The organism is Gordonia sp. SCSIO 19800, assembly GCF_018132775.1.
Classification (GTDB): domain Bacteria; phylum Actinomycetota; class Actinomycetes; order Mycobacteriales; family Mycobacteriaceae; genus Gordonia; species Gordonia hongkongensis.
The window spans coordinates 280,479-298,681 of the sequence record NZ_JAGRQM010000002.1; the positions used below are offsets into that span (position 1 = coordinate 280,479).

An 18,203-nucleotide genomic window follows, 5' to 3' on the forward strand; every position below is an offset into this window, starting at 1 on the left:
AACAACACATGTCGCGTATCGGAAAGAACCCCATCGAGATCCCCGCGGGCGTGGACGTCACCATCGACGGCCAGAACGTCACCGTGAAGGGCCCCAAGGGTGAGCTCTCGCTCACCGTCTCCGAGCCCATCTCGGTCGCCAAGGAGGACAACTCCATCGTCGTGACCCGCCCCAACGACGAGCGGCGCAGCCGCGCGCTGCACGGCCTGAGCCGTTCGCTCGTGAACAACCTCGTCGTGGGCGTCACGCAGGGCTACACCAAGAAGATGGAGATCTTCGGTGTCGGTTACCGCGTGCAGGCCAAGGGCAGCGACCTCGAGTTCGCGCTCGGTTACAGCCATCCCGTGCCGATCGAGGCCCCGGCGGGCATCACGTTCGCCGTGGAGTCCCCGACGAAGTTCTCGGTCTCGGGTATCGACAAGCAGCAAGTCGGCGAGATCTCGGCGGTCATCCGCCGCCTGCGTCGTCCGGACCCCTACAAGGGCAAGGGCATTCGCTACGAGGGTGAGCAGATCCGTCGCAAGGTCGGAAAGACGGGTAAGTAAGCCATGAGTGATTCAGCTACCAAGACAGTGCGCAAGCCGATCGGCAAGGACGTCTCGACGCGTCGTCGCAAGGCGACCGGCAACCGTCACTTCCGCCTCCGCAAGAAGGTCAGCGGAACCCCGGCCCGTCCGCGTCTCGCGGTCAAGCGCAGCTCGCGCCACATCCACGTCCAGTTGATCGACGACCTGGCCGGCAAGACGCTGGCCGCGGCATCGACGATCGAGGCCGATGTGCGTGCGGCCGGCGGCGACAAGTCCGCGCAGGCCCGCAAGGTCGGCGAGCTCATCGCCGCCCGCGCCAAGGCTGCCGGCGTCGACGCCGTCGTGTTCGACCGTGGCGGCAAGGACTACCACGGCCGGATCGCCGCGCTCGCCGACGCCGCCCGCGAGGGAGGCCTGAGCTTCTGATGACCATCTCGAACAGCTACACCCACATGACCGGAGGAAACCTCTGATGCCCGGACGTCAGCGTGACGGCGGAAACGGACCCGCCGGTAACGACAACAACCAGAACAACCAGGGCGGCGGCAACGACCGTCGCGGCGGTGGCCGCGGCGACCGTCGCGATCGTGGCGGCCGCGACCAGGACCGCAACCAGCTCGAGCGCGTGGTGACCATCAACCGCGTCTCGAAGGTGGTCAAGGGTGGACGTCGTTTCTCGTTCACCGCTCTCGTGGTCGTCGGCGACGGCCAGGGCATGGTCGGCGTCGGCTACGGCAAGGCCAAGGAAGTCCCGGCCGCGATCCAGAAGGGTGTCGAGGAAGCTCGCAAGAACTTCTTCCGCGTGCCCCTGATCGCCGGCACCGTGACCCACCCGGTCCAGGGTGAGGCCGCCGCCGGTGTCGTCATGCTCCGCCCGGCCAGCCCCGGTACCGGTGTGATCGCCGGTGGCGCGGTGCGTGCCGTGCTCGAGTGCGCGGGCGTCCACGACGTCCTCGCCAAGAGCCTCGGCTCGGACAACGCCATCAACGTCGTGCACGCCACCGTCGCGGCACTCAAGATGCTGCAGCGTCCCGAAGAGGTCGCGGCCCGCCGCGGTCTGCCGATCGAGGATGTCGCTCCGGCCGGTATGCTCCGCGCTCGCGCAGGACAGGGGGTCTGATCATGGCTCAGCTGAAGATCACTCAGGTCAAGGGCACCATCGGTACCAAGAGCAACCAGCGTGACAGCCTGCGGACCCTCGGACTCAAGGGCATCCGCCAGACCGTCACCCGCGAGGACACGCCGATCAACCGCGGCCTCATCAACGCGGTTCGTCACCTCGTGACAGTCGAAGAGGTTCAAGCATGACCATCAAACTCCATCACCTTCGCCCCGCTCCGGGGTCGAAGACCGACAAGACCCGCGTGGGTCGCGGTGAGGGGTCCAAGGGTAAGACCGCCGGTCGCGGCACCAAGGGCACCAAGGCACGCAAGAACGTGCCCGCCGGCTTCGAGGGTGGCCAGATGCCGATCCACATGCGGCTGCCGAAGCTCAAGGGCTTCACCAACCGCAACCGGATCGAGTACCAGGTCGTCAACGTCGGCGACATCGCCCGCCTGTTCCCGCAGGGCGGCACCATCGGCGTCGACGAGCTCGTCGCGGCCGGCGCCGTTCGCAAGAACAAGCTGGTGAAGGTTCTCGGCGACGGTGACCTGTCGGTCAAGGTCGACATCACCGCCGACAAGTTCACCGCCTCCGCCAAGGAGAAGATCGCCGCTGCCGGTGGCAGCGTCACCGAACTCTGACGGACACACACCGCGGTCGGGCGGCAGCATCGCTGCCGCCCGACCGGGGCGTTTCGGTGTGACTGTTAGAGTCTCAGAGGTTGTCCTGCCGGACACGCCCAAGACTGCCGCATCCCGAAAGATCATCGTCGATTGCCGAGCACACGGGGGTCGGGTCGCACCGACCCGGAACGTAGACCTCGCGTGGTCGTTACTAGGAGGAGTTAGTGCTTTCCCCCCTCTTCGCGGCCATTCGGACGCCGGATCTGAGGAAGAAGATCCTCTTCGTTCTCGGCATCATCATCCTGTATCGGCTGGGAGCGACCGTCCCGTCGCCGGGTGTCGACTACCAGGCCGTGCAGGCGTGTCTCGACGAGGTCTCGTCCGGTGAGTCGAGCTCGGTCTACTCCCTGATCAACCTGTTCTCCGGCGGCGCGCTGCTGCAGCTGTCGGTGTTCGCGATCGGCATCATGCCGTACATCACGGCGGCCATCATCGTGCAGCTGCTGACCGTGGTCATCCCGCGCTTCGAGCAACTCCGCAAGGAGGGCCAGGCCGGCCAGGCCAAGATGACGCAGTACACCCGCTACCTGGCCGTGGCACTCGCACTCCTGCAGTCGACGGGCATCGTTGCCCTCGCCGACCGTGGCCAGCTCCTTCCGCAGTCCTGTGCGCAGAGCGGTGAAGTCCTCAACGACCAGAGCATCTTCGGTCTGTCGATCATCGTGCTCGTCATGACCGCCGGCGCCTGTGTCGTCATGTGGTTCGGTGAGCTCATCACCGAGCGCGGCATCGGCAACGGCATGTCGCTGCTGATCTTCGCCGGTATCGCCGCGCGTATCCCCGCCGAAGGTCGCACCATCCTCAACAGCCGCGGCGGACTCGTCTTCGCCCTCGTCTGTGTCGCCGCGCTGATCATCGTCGCCGGCGTCGTGTTCATCGAACAGGGCCAGCGCCGCATCCCGGTGCAGTACGCCAAGCGCATGGTGGGCCGCAAGATGTACGGCGGGTCGTCGACCTACCTGCCGCTGAAGGTCAACCAGGCCGGCGTCATCCCGGTGATCTTCGCCTCGTCGCTGCTGTATCTGCCGCAGCTGATCGTCGAACTCACGCGCAATCCCGATGGGACGCAGTCGACCTGGCAGGAATACGTCACCAGGTACCTGACCGATCCGAGCAACGGCGTCTACATCGCCGTCTACTTCCTGATGATCATCTTCTTCACGTACTTCTACGTGGCGGTGACGTTCAATCCGGAGGAGCGCGCCGACGAGATGAAGAAGTACGGTGGATTCATCCCGGGCATCCGTCCGGGAGCGCCCACGGCCGAGTACCTCGGGTATGTGCTCAGTCGTATCACTCTGCCGGGCTCGATCTACCTCGGTATCATCGCGGTACTCCCGAACCTGTTCCTCGAGATCGGTAACAGCGGCAACGTCCAGAACCTGCCGTTCGGTGGTACGGCCGTACTGATCATGGTCGGCGTGGGTCTGGACACGATGAAGCAGATCAACAGTCAGTTGATGCAACGCAAGTACGAAGGATTCCTGAAGTGAGACTTGTTATTCTCGGCCCGCCCGGAGCAGGTAAAGGCACCCAGGCGGAGCTTTTGAGCGAAGCACTCGGGATCCCCCACATCTCGACCGGCGACCTCTTCCGCGCCAACATCTCCCAGGGCACCGCCGTGGGTGTGGAGGCCAAGAAGTACCTCGACGCCGGCAACCTCGTCCCGTCCGAGATCACGGTGGACATGGTCCGCGCCCGCGTCGGCGAGCCGGATGCGTCGAAGGGTTTCATCCTCGACGGTTTCCCGCGCTCGACCGAGCAGGCCGACGCGCTGAACGACATCCTGGCGAATCTCGACGCCTCGCTCGACGCCGTGCTCTCGTTCGTCGTCGACACCGACGTCGTCGTGGAGCGCATGCTGGCCCGTGGCCGCGCCGACGACACCGAAGAGGTCATCCGCAACCGGATGGACGTCTACACCCGGGAGACCGCGCCGCTGCTCGCGTACTACGGCGACCAGGTCAAGACGATCGACGCGGTCGGTGACATCCAGGGCGTCCATCAGCGCGTCCTGAGCGCGCTCGGCGCCGGCGTCTCCTGACCCCGCTGGGTTCTGATCGCACAGTCTCCGACAACCGAGGAATCGCTGTAGGGCATGGGTTTTCGTAAGCGCAAGCGCGTCGTCCCCTTCCGCACTGCGGGCGAGCTCGATGCCATGGCCGCGGCGGGAGCGGTCGTCGGGGCCGCGCTCGTCGCGGTGCGCGATGCGGCGAAACCGGGGGTCAGCACCCTCGATCTCGACGAGGTCGCCGAATCCGTGATCCGGGGGGCCGGGGCGGTGCCCTCGTTCAAGGGCTACCACGGCTTTCCCGGATCCATCTGCAGCTCGGTGAACGACGTCGTCGTCCACGGCATCCCGTCCGCGGACGTCGTTCTCGCCGAGGGCGATCTGGTGTCGATCGATTGTGGCGCCATCCTCGACGGCTGGCACGGGGACTCGGCCTGGACCTTCGGGGTCGGGGAACTGTCCACCGCCGACGAGGAACTCTCCGAGGCGACGCGGTTGTCGATGGAGGCGGGCATCGCGGCCATGGTCGACGGCGCGCGCCTCACCGACATCTCCCACGCCATCGAACTCGGCACGCGCGCCGCGGAGAAGAAGTTCGGCCGGCCCTTCGGCATCGTCGACGGTTACGGCGGCCACGGCATCGGCCGCGAGATGCACATGGAACCGTTCCTGGCGAACGAGGGTGAACCCGGCAAGGGGCCGACGCTCGTGATCGGCTCCACCCTGGCCATCGAGCCGATGCTGACGCTGGGCACCACGGACACCACCGTCCTCGACGACGACTGGACAGTCGTCACCGACGACGGTTCGCGTTCCGCCCATTGGGAACACACCGTCGCGGTGACCGCCGACGGACCCCGTATCCTCACCCCGCGCCCGGTCTGACTCCACGCCAGTGCGGGATTCGTAACGGGAACCGATACGAATCCCGCACTGTAGGGCTTGAAGTTCTTGGGTGCTGTCCTGTTGTTGCGCGGTCAGTTTCGTACCAGAAGTTCGGCGAGACACGCCTCGACCGGCGTATAGGTCTGGCCCGGGCGCAGTGGCGGGAGGGCCGCTGGCCAGTAGTCGACGATCGGCCATACGGGTTGTTGCTGGGGGCGTGTCTGATCGCCGGACGTGGTGCGTCCGTGGATCTCTCGCCGCACTTGTTCGAGGTGTGCCTGCAACCGCTTGGGTATGTCGGGTCGGCGGTTGATGTGTTCGGGGTTGGGTGGGGCGCCGGGTTCGGCGTTGAGTCGCCAGAGGCAGCGGCCTTCGTCGGGTCCGGACCGGACGATCCGGGTGGTGTACTGGCCGGGTGCGTCGCCGACCATCCGGTTGTGGCGCGGGCAGGCGGGTGCGAGGTCGTCGATGTCGGTGAGTCCGCCCTTGGCCCAATCTTTGTGGGCGTGATGAAGCTCGATGTGGGTGGCGGGCTGATCGCAGCCGGGTGCCGAGCACACTTCCCCGTCGGGGCGGGCGAAGGAGACGAGTCGTTGTTCGCGGGTGGCCAGACGTTTACCCCGCCCGAAGTGCAGCGGCACAGCGGTGGCGTCTTTGAAGATCGCCAACCACGGCTGGACGTCACCGGCCATCGCGATCAGGTCCCGGATGGGAAGCAGAGTGCCGGTGGCGGTGGTGGCGAGTCCGGCTTCTCGGATCAGGTCCCCGAGGTCGGCTTTGATGATCAGCTGCACGGGCAGGCCGCGATGCGAGGTGCCGAGTGTTCCGTCGGCGAAGCCTGCGGCCAGGGCGGCGTCGAGCGCGTCGTGATTCGTTTGGGCGAGGGTGCGACCGTCGCGGTCGGCTGCCGAGGCCAGGGCGTCGGGGTCGGCGGTGCCGGCCGGTCCGGACGGTGAGGCGGGGTCGTCGGGGTTGTTGAGTCCGGGTTTGCCCCACACGGCGAACATCATGGTGAGCCGGGCGGCGAGTGCGGGGGTCAGGGTGCCGGAGATTTTGGCGGTGCCGTCGGCGCGTTGTCGGCCGATCCACAGGCCGCGGCGTCGTTTCTGGTCGGTGTCGTCGGTCAGGGTGCCGTCGGGGTCGAGGTGGGCAAGCAGCCGCGCACCGAGCTGGGTGATCTCGGCGGGTGTGTGGTCGGTGGCGATCTCGGCCATCTGTCGCTCGGCGGCGACCTTGATGTCGTGGTCGATGGTGCCCGGGATGCGGTCGAGGACGTCGAGGACGGCCTGCACGTGCGCGGCGCCGACCGCGCCTTGTGCGAAAGCTTCGGCGAGGCAGGGGTGTTCGGGTGGTAGGACCTCGCCGCCGAGGCTGGTGCGGGTGGCGGTGGCGTCCATGTGCTTACGGCGCCGCATCGGGTTCGAGACTCGTAGCCGGTGTGTCATGTACTGCATGAGTGTTCGGCACCCGGCTTTTCGGGGCAGGTCGCGGGCCTCGGCCTGATCGATCTGCCGGTCACCGGCCACGGTCAGACGCGCGATGGCGCGTTCGGTTTCCGCGGCCACCTCGGCGAGTTCGGCATCGGTACACGGCGACAGATCCACGGTCTGCAACTTGTCCAGGGTGCGATGCAGATCGGCAACCAATTCGACCGCACGAGGGGTCGGCGCGTCGGTGCCGACGTCTCGTTGGGAATCGAACACGACCTCACCCCCCCGTGGTGAATCGGATGTGATTTCCACTCTACCGGCTATTCGGTTGGTGTGCAACGAGTTTCGTCATCTCTTGGGTGGCGAACGGTTGTCGGTGGGAGATGGTAAGGCGGTTCGCGCCACAGCGCGGAGTGCATCATCTCAGCGGTCTGGTAAGCCGCGAGCACCAATCCGATGGCGTGCGGCATCCGGCACCGATACCGGCGGCGAGATGGCCCGCACCCTAGAGATCCTCGCTACGCGACGCGGACGATCCCTCTGCGCGAACATGTCATTCCGTTACGCCACGGGGAACGGGTCGATCAGTATCGGCGACCTCGGACATCTCCAGATGTTCGGGCCGCGATTCGGAGCGTCGACGTCGAAGGCCTCGTGGCGGCGGATGAATCGGAGCTCCTGGGTGCACTCGGGTACGCGGTGGACTTCGCGCGGCACTGGCAGCCTCCCGACGAGGAGGACATCCGCTATGCCGCAACAGAAGTCGTTGCGGTGCTCGAGCTGATAGCGGGGGTGCTGCTCCGCCATCCGGTCTGTGAATGATGGGACGACCCGGTCGATCTCGCGCTCCAGCGCGTGATCGCCTACCCGTTCGGAAACGAGGCGCTTCCGGAGTCCGCCCTGCCGTGCCGGAGCGAGTGCGTGCGGTGGGATGAGTGGCGGGCCCACGTCGAAGCCGGCGAGGCGCGCTCGCGTCGGGAGTTCGAGCGCAATCCTCACCGCGCGTTCAGTGACGAGTGGTGGTCGACGCCGTAAGCCGCGGGGACGGTGCAGACGACGCGTGCCCGCCCGGGCCTCGGCGCGTTGCAGCTCGTCGCCGAGGAAGACACCTCGATCGGAGAGGAGGCCCGAGTCTGGACGGTGTCCGTCGGCGAACCCGCGCGGGTATACGAAGTCGCGGCACCCGCGGACTGGGCTCGGCTGGTCGACCGCTACCCACTCGAGGTGACCGCGTCGAGGAGATGGGACTGGTACAACACCACCGGACGGCATCGCCGCTGGTTCGTGCCCGACTGGCAAGCCGTCGCCGCCGACCTCGATGCCGTCCACGTGAGCGTCAACGGTTATCTGACGAGTGCGGGGATCGAGATCCCACTCCCGGAGCGGGACGGGGCCACGGTGCTGGCCGGATGGGGCCCGGACGTGACGTGGTGGCTCGACCCCGGTTCCATCCGCATCGACGATGTGCCCGTCTTGTGGCGTCGTGACGACGAATGGTGGGTTCCAACGCTGGCGGGTGACCGATCAACCAGATGACCGTGTGCGGCGGGTCGTGTCGTCGTACCGTTGACCATGCATTCCGACGTCTCCTGGCTCACCGTCGTGCGGCGGCTTCCGTTCACCGTCGCCCTCGCGGCGGCCCTGCTGATCGTCGGCGCGACGACCGGATCGCTGTGGGGTAGGGCGAACGACAAGTCGTGGTATCACGAGGTGGCCTTCGGGCTTCCCGCCCTTCGGGAGGGCAAGTGGTGGACGCCGGTCAGCTCCGCGTTCGTCGAACCCGGGCCCTGGCTGTACCTGCTGGCGCTGGTGGCAGTCGTCGTCGGAATGGGTTGGGCCGAGTGGCAATTGGGCACCGTGAGGGCCGTTCTGGTCGGTGTGGGCGGCCACCTGATCGCATCCCTGCTGACGGTATTGCTGCTGTGGTTGCTTTCCTCCGAGGTCACGTCGTGGCGGTGGGCGGAGCAACTCGCGGAGTCGCGCGCCACCGGGGTGGGGGCGTTGGTGGTCTCGGCGGTCGCGGTGGCCTCGGCGACCGTGCGTTCGCCCTGGCGGCTACGTGTCCGGGTCCTGTTGGGCGCCATCGTCTCGGTCGCGTTCCTGTTCGAGGGGACCCTCGCCTCGGTCGAGTACGTCCTCGCCGCGATCATCATGCTGATCGTGGGGGAGAAGTTCTTCGCCACCAACGAACACGGTTGGGTGCCGCGTACCCGGCGTGAGGTCCGCATGCTGGGTTGCGCTGCCCTGCTGGTCATCGCGGGCGCGAACCTCCTGGTGTTCCTGTTCCCGGGCAGCGGGCCGCTCGGGCCGACCGACGCCGGGGACGACTCGGTGTTCACGATGCTCATCGGCCTCGCCGTCAACGTGCTCATCGCCGATCAACTCCGGCGGGGTAAGCGGTGGGCGTGGTGGGTAGCCGTCGTCCTCGGTGCGCTCAACGTCATCGCGACCCTCCTGGCGGTGATCCTGGTGGTCTTCACCGACGTGTCGTCGGAGGGCGCCGTGACGCTCGGAACCACGTTGCTCTGGGTGCTGGTCCTGGCCATCCTGATCCCCGGCCGGTTCGCGTTCGCGGTGCCGTGGCGCGTGCGTCAGGTCGGTGCGTCCGGTTCGGACGACGATCCGGTCGGCCGCGTCAAGGAACTGCTTCGGGTGCACGGCGGCGGCACGATGTCGTGGATGACGACCTGGCCGGGCAACAGCTACCAGTTCACCGGCGCTGCGGGCGATCTCGACGACCAGTCCGTCGTGACCTACCGAAAGCACGTCGGGACCATGGTGGCCCTGGCCGACCCGGTGTGCGCACCCGAGCGGTTGGCCGACGCCGTCGACGCCTTCGTCGACCTCGCGGAGAGCGCCGGCGCGACTCCGTGCTGGTTCTCGATCGGCTCGGCGACCTCGGAGATCGTCACCGGACGCGGATGGCTCAGTGTGCAGATCGCCGAGGACACGATCGTCGACCTGCCGGGTCTGGAGTTCAAGGGCAAGCCCTGGCAGCACGTGCGATCGGCGATGAACAAGGCCACCAAGCAGCACATCTCGATGCGAATGGTCTCGCTGGCCGACGAGTCGTTCGCCGTCAAGACCCAGGTGCGCGCGATCTCGGAAGAGTGGGTGGGGGACAAGGGCCTTCCCGAGATGGGGTTCACCCTGGGCAGTGTCGAGGAGGCGATGGACCCCGCGGTCCGGGTGGCACTCGCGGTGGATCCGACGGGCAACGTGCACGGCGTGCTCTCGTGGCTACCGGTGTACGCGCCGGGTGGCGACGTCGCGGGATGGACGCTCGACATCATGCGACGCCGTACGGACGGGTTCGGGCCGGTCGTCGAGTATCTCATCGCCTCGTCGGCAGTCGCCTTCAAAGACGAGGGTGCGCAGTTAATCTCGCTGTCCGGAGCGCCGCTGGCGCGAACGGGCGACTTCGACGCCGAGCCGCTCGACAAACTGCTCGACACGCTGGGCGCCGCGCTCGAGCCCTATTACGGATTCCGCTCGCTGCACACCTTCAAGAAGAAGTTCAATCCCCGCTACGAGCCCGTCTACCTGGCGTTCCGCGACGAATCCGACCTGCCGCGTATCGGTGTGGCCATCTCCAGGGCGTACCTGCCGGATGCCACGACTGGTCAGCTGGTCCGGCTGGCGGCGTCACGAGGGGACTGACCCGCCCGCCCCGGCTGTGAAGGCATCGTTCACGGGAATCGCCGCCTGAGTTCACCATCCGGTCGTCTCCTACGGCGAGACTTCGCCAGTGTCATCGGTCGACGAACATGTGCTGCCCGCAACGGGGCGGCGTCCCTGGCGAAGCTATGGGCTGTTCCTCCTGCTCGTCGTGCCGAACCTCGTCCTCCTCGGCGTGTTCACGTATCGACCGCTCGTCGAGAACATCCGGATGTCGTTCTACGACTGGAACATCGCCGAGGCGGGAGCGACGTTCGTCGGGATCGACAACTACCTCGAATGGTTCACCCGTGCCGATACCCGGGTGATCGTCGCCAACACCGTCATCTTCACGGTCGCCGCTGTCGTCGGCAGCATGGTCATCGGCCTGGCGCTCGCACTGTTGCTCGACCGTAAACTGCGCGGCCGAAATCTGGTGCGATCGGCAGCTTTTGCTCCGTTCGTGCTGTCCGGGGCGGCGGTCGGCATCGCTTTTCAGTTCGTCTTCGACCCCAGTTTCGGCCTCGTCAACGACGTGATGGTGCGCCTCGGACTGGGCTCTGCACCTGACTTCTACCAGCAGCCGTCGTGGGCACTGTTCATGATCACGGTGACCTACATCTGGAAGAACCTCGGCTACGCCTTCGTCATCTATCTGGCTGCGCTGCAGGGTAAACGGACCGACCTGGACGAAGCGGCCGCGATCGACGGAGCCGGCTGGTGGACCTACTTTCGCAAGGTGCTGTTGACGCAACTGCGGCCCACGACCTTCTTCCTGTCGATCACCGTGCTGCTCAACTCGTTACAGGTGTTCGACATCATCAACGTGATGACCCGGGGCGGCCCGTTGGGCAATGGCACCACCACGATGGTCTACCAGGTCTACGAAGAGAGTTTCGTCAACTTCCGTGCCGGCTACGGCGCCACCGTCGCGACCGTCATGTTCGTCGTCCTGCTGGCCATCACGGTGATCCAGGTGCGCATCATGGACAGGGGAGCGCGATGAGGCCCGTCACCACGAGTCCGGCGTCCAGACGGGTTGCCGAGCCGGGCCACACAGAGGAGTCCGGACGTCCGCCGGCGGGTCCCGGGCAGAAGCGACGGCGCCCCGGCGGTGAGGCGATGACGCCGGCCACCCGCCGACGACTGGCGGATGCGTGCGGGTACGCGGCGATGACGGTCGTGCTGGTGATCATTGCGCTGCCCCTGGTGTGGATCCTGTTGGCGTCGTTCAAGGATCGCACCGAGATCTACGTGCAACCGGCCGTGTGGTGGCCGTCGACGTGGCGTCCCGAGAACTACGTCGAGGCCACGACGTCGGTACCGTTCTGGGACTACCTGCGCAACTCGGTCATCGTGACCTCGATCCTCGGCGTGGCGAAATTCCTGCTGGGCGTGCTGAGCGCGTACGGGCTGGTGTTCCTGCGCTTCCCTGGCAAGAACATCGTGTTCGTCGTCATCATCGCCGCGCTCATGGTGCCCAACCAGATCACCGTCATCACCAACTACGCCCTGGTGGCCCAACTGGGACTGCGGAACACCTTCATCGGCATCATCCTGCCGCTCGCCGGTGTCGCATTCGGGACCTTCCTGATGCGCAACCACTTCCTGTCCATCCCGCCCGAGATCATCGAGGCGGCGCGGATGGACGGGGCCGGTCACTTCCGCCTGCTCACCAGAGTGGTGCTGCCGCTGTCGATCCCGACGATGGTCGCCTTCGCGACAATCACCCTCGTCAACGAGTGGAACGAGTACCTGTGGCCGTTCCTGATGGCCGACGACGCCTCGGTTGCCACGCTGCCCGTGGGATTGACCCTCCTGCAGAACAGCGACGGTCTCACCAACTGGGGCCCGGTCATGGCGGCGACCGTGCTCGCGATGCTGCCGATGCTCGTCCTCTTCCTGGCCCTGCAACGGCACATGATCAAAGGCCTCACCTCCGGGGCGGTCAAGGGCTGACCGGCCGGCACCCCACCAGCCAGAACACCTGGCGCGAGAACACCCCCGCGCGAGAACGACTGACACACAGACGATCGAAGGAGACGACAGATGATGAACATGTCCCGGCGCGGGTTCCTCGCCGCGTCCGCGACGGCCGCGGCCGGTGCTCTGGTGGCCGCATGCGCCGGAACCTCGGGTGACGGCGGTTCGTCGTCGGGCGACGCCTCGAAGCTGAGCTTCTGGTCGAATCACCCCGGCAAATCCATCGAGGTCGAACGAGAACTCATCTCTCGATTCCAGGCGGCCAACCCGGGCATCACCGTGCAGCTCGTCGACGCCGGCAAGAACTACGAGGAGGCGGCGCAGAAGTTCAACGCCGCGCTGTCCGGCGGCGCCGTGCCCGACATCATGATCCTGTCCGACGTCTGGTGGTTCAACTTCGCGCTCATCGGCGCGATCAGCCCCCTCGACGACCTCTTCGGCCGTGCGAACGTGAATACCGCCGACTACGTCGATTCGCTGGTCGGCGACTACAAGTGGAACAACCAGACGTGGGCGTTGCCGTACGCGCGGTCGACTCCGCTGTTCTACTACAACAAAGACGTGTGGCGCCGGGCCGGCCTGCCCGACCGCGGCCCGCAGACCTGGGACGAGTTCGACGACTGGGGCCCGCGGATCCAGACCGTGGTCGGCGGCGACAAGCGCGCGCACGGCTGGGGCAACGCGACCGACTACCTCGGATGGACCTTCCAGGGGCCGACCTGGACATTCGGCGGCGCCTACTCGAACGACTGGGAGCTGAAGTTCACCGATCCGAAGACCGTTGCGGCCGCGCAATATCTGAGCGACTCGATCAACACGAAACGGTACGCGAAGATCTCCAACGACATCGCCGGCGACTTCAGCGCCGGCATCATCGCCTCGACCATCGCCTCGACCGGCGATCTGTCGGGCATCAAGGAGAACGCCGCCTTCGACTTCGGTACTGCTTTCCTGCCCGCGCCGCAGGGGGTCTCGGGTTGCCCGACGGGCGGTGCCGGTCTCGCGGTCCCGGCCAAACTGTCCGACGAGCGCAAGGTCAACGCGCTGAAGTTCATCGAGTTCATCACCAACACCGAGAACACCGCCTACTTCTCGCAGAATGTCGGCTACATGCCGGTGCGCAAGTCCGCGCAGGACGACCCGTCGATGGTCGCGTTCTTGGAGAAGAACCCGAACTTCGCCACCGCCATCGAGCAGCTTCCGCGGACACAACCGCAGAACAACGCGCGGGTCTTCGTTCCCGGCGGCGACAAGATCATCGGCACCGGTTACGAGCGCATCGGCCTGCAGAACGCCGATGTCGCCGCGACCCTCGCCGACACCCAGCGCCAGATCGCGCAGATCTACGAGGCGCAGATCGCGCCGAAGCTCCCGTCATGACGGGCGACGTGGCGGGGCCGGTCGTGGGCCGGCGACGAGGGGGCCGGTCGTGGCATCGGTGACCTTCGACGGCGCGACCCGGCGCTTCGCCGACGGCCAGAAACCCGCCGTCGACTCGCTCGACCTGGCCGTCGACGACGGCGAGTTCATGGTCCTCGTCGGACCGTCGGGATGCGGGAAGTCGACGAGTCTGCGGATGGTCGCGGGTCTGGAGTCCGTCGAGTCGGGGGCGATCCTGATCGACGACGTCGACGTCGTCGGAAGGGCGCCGAAGGCCAGGGACGTGGCGATGGTCTTCCAGAACTACGCGCTCTACCCGAACATGACGGTCGCCAAAAACATGGGATTCGCGCTGCGCAACGCCGGGATGAGCAAGGCGGACACCGCGTCCCGGGTCGGTGAGGTCGCCGAGATGCTGGAACTCACACCGCTTCTCGACCGCAAACCGGCGAAGCTGTCCGGTGGGCAGCGACAGCGGGTCGCGATGGGTCGTGCCATCGTGCGACGTCCCAAGGTGTTCTGCATGGACGAGCCGTTGTCGAATCTCGACGCCAAGTTGCGGGTGAGCACGCGTGCCCAGATCGCGGCCATGCAGCGGGAACTCGGCATCACGACGCTCTACGTGACCCACGACCAGGTCGAGGCGATGACCATGGGGCACCGGGTCGCCGTGCTCGATCACGGTGTGCTGCAACAGGTCGGGAGTCCGCGCGAGATCTACTCGCGGCCCGCGAACCTGTTCGTGGCGTCGTTCATGGGCTCACCGCAGATGTGTCTGATCGACGCCCGGGTGGACGCGGGCATCGTACGCCTCGGTGGCGCCGAGGTCCGGGTTCCGCCGTCGGTGCTGTCGTCGGCGTCCGCGGGCGACGTCGTCGTCGGTCTGCGTGCCGAGTCGTGGCAGGTGTCGGCTGCACCGCAGGCCGGGAACCTCACCGCAACGGTCGATCTCGTCGAGGAGCTGGGGGCCGAACAGTTCGTCTACTGCAGCGCGGACGTCCGGTTGCGCGGGAGTCGCATCGTCATCCGTGTCGATCATCGCCGGACGATCGAGGTCGGTGACGTGATCGGGCTGACCCCGGAGGTCGACGAGACGTACTGGTTCGATCCGATCAGCGGGGTCGCCCTCGACGACCCGCGTCGTCACGACCTCAGCGCGGGACCGAAACCTCTTCGGTGATCGCGGCTTCGGGCAGGGAGATCCGATCGGGACGGCTGTAGATCACCATCGACTCGCCGCGAGAGAAGCCGACGAGCGTGATGCCGAGATCGTCGGCGGCGTCGGCCGCCAGTGACGACGGCGCGGAGACCGCGCACAGCATCGGGATTCCCGCCATCGCGGCTTTCTGGACGAGTTCGAAGCTCGCGCGGCCGGAGACCTGGAGGACGGTGCCCGACAGGGGTAGTCGGTCGGCGAGAACCGCCCACCCGATCACCTTGTCCACGGCGTTGTGCCGACCGACGTCCTCCCGGACGGCGAGCATGCGACCATCCGCGTCGAACAGCGCGGCGGCGTGCAGGCCACCGGTCTTGTCGAAGACGCTCTGTTCGGCGCGCAACCGGTCGGGGAGGTCCAGGACCGTCCCGGCGGCCACGGTCATGGTGTCGGCGGCGGGATCATGGACCGACGCGGTGTGGACCGCGGCGATGCTGTCCTTGCCGCAGATGCCGCATGCACTCGTGACGGGGTTGGTGCGGACCAGCTCGGAACCGGGTGGCGGCACATGCGGGGCGAGCGTCGCGTCGATGACGTTGTAGGTGTTGGCGCCCTGTGCGTCGGTGCCTGCGCAGTAACGGGCCGTCGAGTAATCCGCGCCGGTGGTCACCACACCTTCGGAGACCAGGTAGCCGGCGACCAGTTCGAAGTCGTGGCCGGGAGTGCGCATGGTGACCGCGAGTGTGCGCCCGCCGACCCGGATCTCGAGCGGCTCTTCGACGGCCAAGGTGTCCGCGCGCTGTGTCGGCTCAGCGCCGCGTCGGACACGGGTGACGCGGCGGCGTGCGGTGATTCGTCCCACCGGCACCACGGTAGTCCTGCGACTGTTCGTGGCTGCGGTCTCAGACGTCGAGCACCAGGGTGACCGGGCCGTCGTTGACGAGACCGACTTCCATGTGCGACCCGAAACGGCCGGTGGCCACCGTGGCGCCGGCGGCCCGGAGGGCGTCGACCACCGCGTCGACCAGCGGTTCGGCGACGGGCCCGGGCGCGGCGGCATTCCACGACGGGCGCCGACCCTTCGCGGTGTTGGCATAGAGCGTGAACTGGCTGATCACCAGGATCGGGGCGTCGAGGTCGGCGGCAGCGCGTTCGGGACCGTCCCCGCCGTCGAAGATCCGCAGGCGCCAGATCTTGTCGGCGAGCCGGACCGCGTGGTCGGTGGTGTCGTCGTGCGTGACACCGACGAGCGCGACGAGACCCGCGCCGCCGGGCGGGATGTCGAGCTCGCCGACGACCTCACCGTCGACGCTCACACTCGCTCGGCTGACGCGCTGGAGAACGGCGCGCATCGATCCTCCTTCTCGGTATCTGCGGCCTGACGGCCGTCGTGGACTACGAAAGAACCCGTTGTGCTCGGCGCGAGCCCAATCACTGCTCCCTGAGGAGGCCGGAGCTTGCGGAGGCCGTCACGAAGGGTCCTGGTGAGTCGGTTGCGGAGACCCTTCGTGACGCGCCCTCCGCAAGCTCCGGGCGCTCCTCAGGGAGCAGGGGGCAGGGCGTTCTTTCGGATCAGGTGTGGAGGTCATCGTCAGGGTGTGGAGGTCCGGGTGCGGTGCACGGACGGGGTGTTCAGTCCAGCGCGAACGTGACCGTGACGGTGAAGGTGAGTTCCTGCTGGCCGGGCTCGACCGGTACGGGCGCGGCCGCCACGTCGCGTTCGAAGGTACCGGGCGAGACCGGCTGTTCCTGGCCGCTGGTGCTCTCCTTGATGGTCAGCACGTCGCCGAGCGAGTCGCCGGCGAGACCGGCGTACTGCTGCGCGCGGCCCCGGGCGTCGGTGAACGCGGCTTCGCGCGCCTTCTCGAGGAGTTCCGAGTCGTCGTCGATGGCGAAGGCGACGTTGTTGATGCGCGTGTTGTCCCCACCGGCGGTCGCGGCGGCGCTCAGCACGGTCGACGCCGTCGAGATGTCGCGGATGGTCACGCGGATGGTGTTGGTCGCGGTGTATCCACTGATCTGGCTCGAACCGCCGGGTGCGGGACTCGAATACTGCGGGTTCACCGACACCTGCTGCGTGGCGACGTCCTTGCGCTCCACTCCGGCCGCGACGACCGCGTCGGTGACCGCGGTGACCTTGGCGCTCGTCTCGTTCAGCGCGGTCGTCACATCGGACGCGGTCGCCTCCACGCCGATGTCGGCGCGCAGGGTGTCCGGGGTGCCGCTGACCTGGCCCGACCCGACGACGGTCACCGACCGTGGCTGCCCGCCGGTGTCGCTGCCGCACCCGGCCACCACCAGGACCACGGCGGCGAGCGCCGCGAGGACCGATGTCGTCCGGAGTGCGGGGCGCAGTGTGTCGGCGCCGCGTGTTCTCGTCATCGGTCGACCGGGTCGCGCATCAGCAGGGCCAGGAGCCACCCGACCACCGACACGACGATGGCGCCGAAGATCGCCGACCAGAAGAAGTCGTCGACCTCGAGCCCCCAGTGCGTGGTGTTGCGGGTGATCCACGCGGTGAGCTCCAGCATCAATGCGTTGATGACGATGTGGATCAGACCGAGCGTGAGGATGTAGAAGGGGATCGCGATGATCTGCACGATCGGCTTGATGATCGCGTTCAGGACGCCGAAGATCACGGCGACCACCAGGGCGATACCGACCTTCTCGGCGGTCGTCGAACCGCCCACGAAGTCGATGCCCGGCACGATCAGCGTCGCGACCCACAGGGCCACCGCGGTCAGCACGGTGCGGACGAGGAAGGCAAGCATGGCGACAGTGTGCCAGCACCCCTCGCCTCAACCATCGATCTGATCGCGACGGAACGTCATCATGGCGCGGATCGCGTCGTCTGACGGAGGGGCGTCGGGCTGGAAACGTACGGTGCCCTTCTGGACGTCGAATCCCGCGAGGAACGGCCGCCCGGCGTCGACCGCGTCGGGGCTGAACGGGTACAGCCCGATGTGCTTCTTGGTGCGCATCACCGACAGGAGCGGGCTACCGCGATACGTCAGGGCCGGCATCCCGTAGCCCTTGCCCTGCGCGGTGCCGGGGACCGTGTCGCGGGAGACGTCATAGAACCGGGAGATGACCGCGCGGTCGTCCGGGTCGAGCCCGTCGAGATAGTCGTCGACCGTCCCCATCCGCTTGGACCTCCTTGCGACGCCGCGCACGCATTTGGCCTGGCCTGCCTGTTCGCGTAGCATGGACCGTCGGTGCGCATCGCGCGCCGGGCCTCGGCGTGTCAGCACGTGGGTCCGGTCGGCGCACACCGGGTGCAGGTCCTCGCGGACCGGTGCCCACACCCTAACGGACAAACACTGATTCAACCCGGCCAATGGGCCGCGACGTCGCCCGTATGTCGTGGTCACGGCCAGGATCGCGGAG

At 67.1% G+C, this 18,203-nt stretch carries 21 protein-coding genes; 15 read left to right on the forward strand and 6 right to left on the reverse strand.

The genetic code is table 11. The features are described 5' to 3' along the window. The first annotated feature begins 8 nt into the window (after positions 1 to 8). The 8 genes from rplF (at position 9) to map (ending at position 5,210) form a co-directional block, all read left to right on the forward strand. On the forward strand, positions 9 to 545 hold the full coding sequence (rplF, locus tag KB201_RS03525; protein WP_058251979.1) for a 50S ribosomal protein L6: 537 nt from the start codon (positions 9 to 11) through the stop codon (positions 543 to 545). Between the two features lie 3 nt (positions 546 to 548). Further along, a complete protein-coding gene (gene rplR / locus KB201_RS03530) occupies positions 549 to 953 on the forward strand; it encodes a 50S ribosomal protein L18 (protein ID WP_058251978.1) in 405 nt (134 codons plus the stop codon). 46 nt (positions 954 to 999) lie between these two features. Further along, positions 1,000 to 1,647, forward strand: a complete 648-nt coding sequence (gene rpsE / locus KB201_RS03535; protein ID WP_058251977.1) for a 30S ribosomal protein S5 — start codon at positions 1,000 to 1,002, stop codon at positions 1,645 to 1,647. Positions 1,648 to 1,649: 2 nt separating this feature from the next. After that, positions 1,650 to 1,835: a 50S ribosomal protein L30 gene (gene rpmD / locus KB201_RS03540; protein ID WP_058251976.1), complete on the forward strand. Its 186-nt coding sequence runs from the start codon at positions 1,650 to 1,652 to the stop codon at positions 1,833 to 1,835. Then, complete coding sequence (rplO, locus tag KB201_RS03545; protein ID WP_004023566.1) at positions 1,832 to 2,272, forward strand: 50S ribosomal protein L15; 441 nt, start codon at positions 1,832 to 1,834, stop codon at positions 2,270 to 2,272. Before rpmD ends, rplO begins: the two co-directional genes overlap by 4 nt. Before the next feature lie 206 nt (positions 2,273 to 2,478). Then, positions 2,479 to 3,807, forward strand: a complete 1,329-nt coding sequence (secY, locus tag KB201_RS03550; protein ID WP_058251974.1) for a preprotein translocase subunit SecY — start codon at positions 2,479 to 2,481, stop codon at positions 3,805 to 3,807. Continuing rightward, positions 3,804 to 4,358, forward strand: a complete 555-nt coding sequence (locus KB201_RS03555; RefSeq protein WP_004023564.1) for an adenylate kinase — start codon at positions 3,804 to 3,806, stop codon at positions 4,356 to 4,358. Before secY ends, KB201_RS03555 begins: the two co-directional genes overlap by 4 nt. A 54-nt stretch (positions 4,359 to 4,412) precedes the next feature. Continuing rightward, on the forward strand, positions 4,413 to 5,210 hold the full coding sequence (gene map / locus KB201_RS03560; protein ID WP_211538367.1) for a type I methionyl aminopeptidase: 798 nt from the start codon (positions 4,413 to 4,415) through the stop codon (positions 5,208 to 5,210). Positions 5,211 to 5,302: 92 nt separating this feature from the next. Here the strand turns inward: map and KB201_RS03565 are convergent, their stop codons facing one another. Beyond that, on the reverse strand, positions 5,303 to 6,913 hold the full coding sequence (locus KB201_RS03565) for an HNH endonuclease signature motif containing protein (RefSeq protein WP_211538368.1): 1,611 nt from the start codon (positions 6,911 to 6,913) through the stop codon (positions 5,303 to 5,305). A gap of 381 nt (positions 6,914 to 7,294) precedes the next feature. Here KB201_RS03565 and KB201_RS24735 point away from each other — a divergent pair, with 381 nt between their 5' ends. From KB201_RS24735 to KB201_RS03595, 7 genes are all read left to right on the forward strand, one after another. Continuing rightward, on the forward strand, positions 7,295 to 7,462 hold the full coding sequence (locus tag KB201_RS24735) for a hypothetical protein (protein WP_249145030.1): 168 nt from the start codon (positions 7,295 to 7,297) through the stop codon (positions 7,460 to 7,462). A gap of 225 nt (positions 7,463 to 7,687) precedes the next feature. Beyond that, a complete protein-coding gene (locus tag KB201_RS24740) occupies positions 7,688 to 8,176 on the forward strand; it encodes a hypothetical protein (RefSeq protein ID WP_249145031.1) in 489 nt (162 codons plus the stop codon). Positions 8,177 to 8,212: 36 nt separating this feature from the next. Then, positions 8,213 to 10,300, forward strand: a complete 2,088-nt coding sequence (locus KB201_RS03575) for a bifunctional lysylphosphatidylglycerol flippase/synthetase MprF (RefSeq protein WP_211538443.1) — start codon at positions 8,213 to 8,215, stop codon at positions 10,298 to 10,300. A gap of 88 nt (positions 10,301 to 10,388) precedes the next feature. Beyond that, entirely contained in the window at positions 10,389 to 11,303 is a 915-nt protein-coding gene (locus tag KB201_RS03580; RefSeq protein WP_211538369.1) for a carbohydrate ABC transporter permease, read from the forward strand. 116 nt (positions 11,304 to 11,419) lie between these two features. Then, complete coding sequence (locus tag KB201_RS03585) at positions 11,420 to 12,256, forward strand: carbohydrate ABC transporter permease (RefSeq protein ID WP_211538370.1); 837 nt, start codon at positions 11,420 to 11,422, stop codon at positions 12,254 to 12,256. A gap of 90 nt (positions 12,257 to 12,346) precedes the next feature. Further along, the gene (locus tag KB201_RS03590; RefSeq protein ID WP_211538371.1) at positions 12,347 to 13,660 is read left to right on the forward strand and encodes an ABC transporter substrate-binding protein; all 1,314 of its coding nucleotides are present in this window, start codon (positions 12,347 to 12,349) and stop codon (positions 13,658 to 13,660) included. A 49-nt stretch (positions 13,661 to 13,709) separates the two neighbouring features. Then, positions 13,710 to 14,840 (forward strand): ABC transporter ATP-binding protein, encoded by a 1,131-nt coding sequence (locus KB201_RS03595; RefSeq protein ID WP_211538372.1) that lies wholly within the window; start codon positions 13,710 to 13,712, stop codon positions 14,838 to 14,840. On the opposite strand, the gene fdhD is transcribed toward KB201_RS03595, so the two are convergent. The 5 genes from fdhD to KB201_RS03620 all read right to left on the reverse strand — a co-directional run bounded on the left by fdhD (position 14,812) and on the right by KB201_RS03620 (position 18,022). After that, a complete protein-coding gene (gene fdhD, locus KB201_RS03600; protein WP_211538373.1) occupies positions 14,812 to 15,678 on the reverse strand; it encodes a formate dehydrogenase accessory sulfurtransferase FdhD in 867 nt (288 codons plus the stop codon). The two genes, KB201_RS03595 and fdhD, sit on opposite strands and share 29 nt — an antisense overlap. Before the next feature lie 40 nt (positions 15,679 to 15,718). After that, positions 15,719 to 16,168, reverse strand: a complete 450-nt coding sequence (gene dtd, locus KB201_RS03605; RefSeq protein ID WP_211538374.1) for a D-aminoacyl-tRNA deacylase — start codon at positions 16,166 to 16,168, stop codon at positions 15,719 to 15,721. Between the two features lie 280 nt (positions 16,169 to 16,448). Beyond that, a complete protein-coding gene (locus KB201_RS03610; RefSeq protein WP_211538375.1) occupies positions 16,449 to 17,198 on the reverse strand; it encodes an SIMPL domain-containing protein in 750 nt (249 codons plus the stop codon). After that, positions 17,195 to 17,587, reverse strand: coding sequence for a phage holin family protein (locus KB201_RS03615; RefSeq protein WP_058251965.1), 393 nt, complete (start codon positions 17,585 to 17,587; stop codon positions 17,195 to 17,197). Before KB201_RS03615 ends, KB201_RS03610 begins: the two co-directional genes overlap by 4 nt. A gap of 27 nt (positions 17,588 to 17,614) precedes the next feature. After that, positions 17,615 to 18,022 (reverse strand): iron chaperone, encoded by a 408-nt coding sequence (locus KB201_RS03620; RefSeq protein ID WP_249145033.1) that lies wholly within the window; start codon positions 18,020 to 18,022, stop codon positions 17,615 to 17,617. Positions 18,023 to 18,203 lie beyond the last annotated feature (181 nt).

Coding starts and splice junctions, on each gene's coding strand:
- rplF (WP_058251979.1), top strand. CDS start 9: ATGTCGCGTATCGGAAAGAACCCCATCGAGATCCCCGCGGGCGTGGAC.
- KB201_RS03590 (WP_211538371.1), top strand. CDS start 12,347: ATGATGAACATGTCCCGGCGCGGGTTCCTCGCCGCGTCCGCGACGGCC.
- rpmD (WP_058251976.1), top strand. CDS start 1,650: ATGGCTCAGCTGAAGATCACTCAGGTCAAGGGCACCATCGGTACCAAG.
- rpsE (WP_058251977.1), top strand. CDS start 1,000: ATGCCCGGACGTCAGCGTGACGGCGGAAACGGACCCGCCGGTAACGAC.
- KB201_RS03575 (WP_211538443.1), top strand. CDS start 8,213: ATGCATTCCGACGTCTCCTGGCTCACCGTCGTGCGGCGGCTTCCGTTC.
- map (WP_211538367.1), top strand. CDS start 4,413: ATGGGTTTTCGTAAGCGCAAGCGCGTCGTCCCCTTCCGCACTGCGGGC.
- KB201_RS03585 (WP_211538370.1), top strand. CDS start 11,420: ATGACGCCGGCCACCCGCCGACGACTGGCGGATGCGTGCGGGTACGCG.
- dtd (WP_211538374.1), bottom strand. CDS start 16,168: ATGCGCGCCGTTCTCCAGCGCGTCAGCCGAGCGAGTGTGAGCGTCGAC.
- rplR (WP_058251978.1), top strand. CDS start 549: ATGAGTGATTCAGCTACCAAGACAGTGCGCAAGCCGATCGGCAAGGAC.
- KB201_RS03615 (WP_058251965.1), bottom strand. CDS start 17,587: ATGCTTGCCTTCCTCGTCCGCACCGTGCTGACCGCGGTGGCCCTGTGG.
- KB201_RS03610 (WP_211538375.1), bottom strand. CDS start 17,198: ATGACGAGAACACGCGGCGCCGACACACTGCGCCCCGCACTCCGGACG.
- KB201_RS03620 (WP_249145033.1), bottom strand. CDS start 18,022: ATGCTACGCGAACAGGCAGGCCAGGCCAAATGCGTGCGCGGCGTCGCA.
- rplO (WP_004023566.1), top strand. CDS start 1,832: ATGACCATCAAACTCCATCACCTTCGCCCCGCTCCGGGGTCGAAGACC.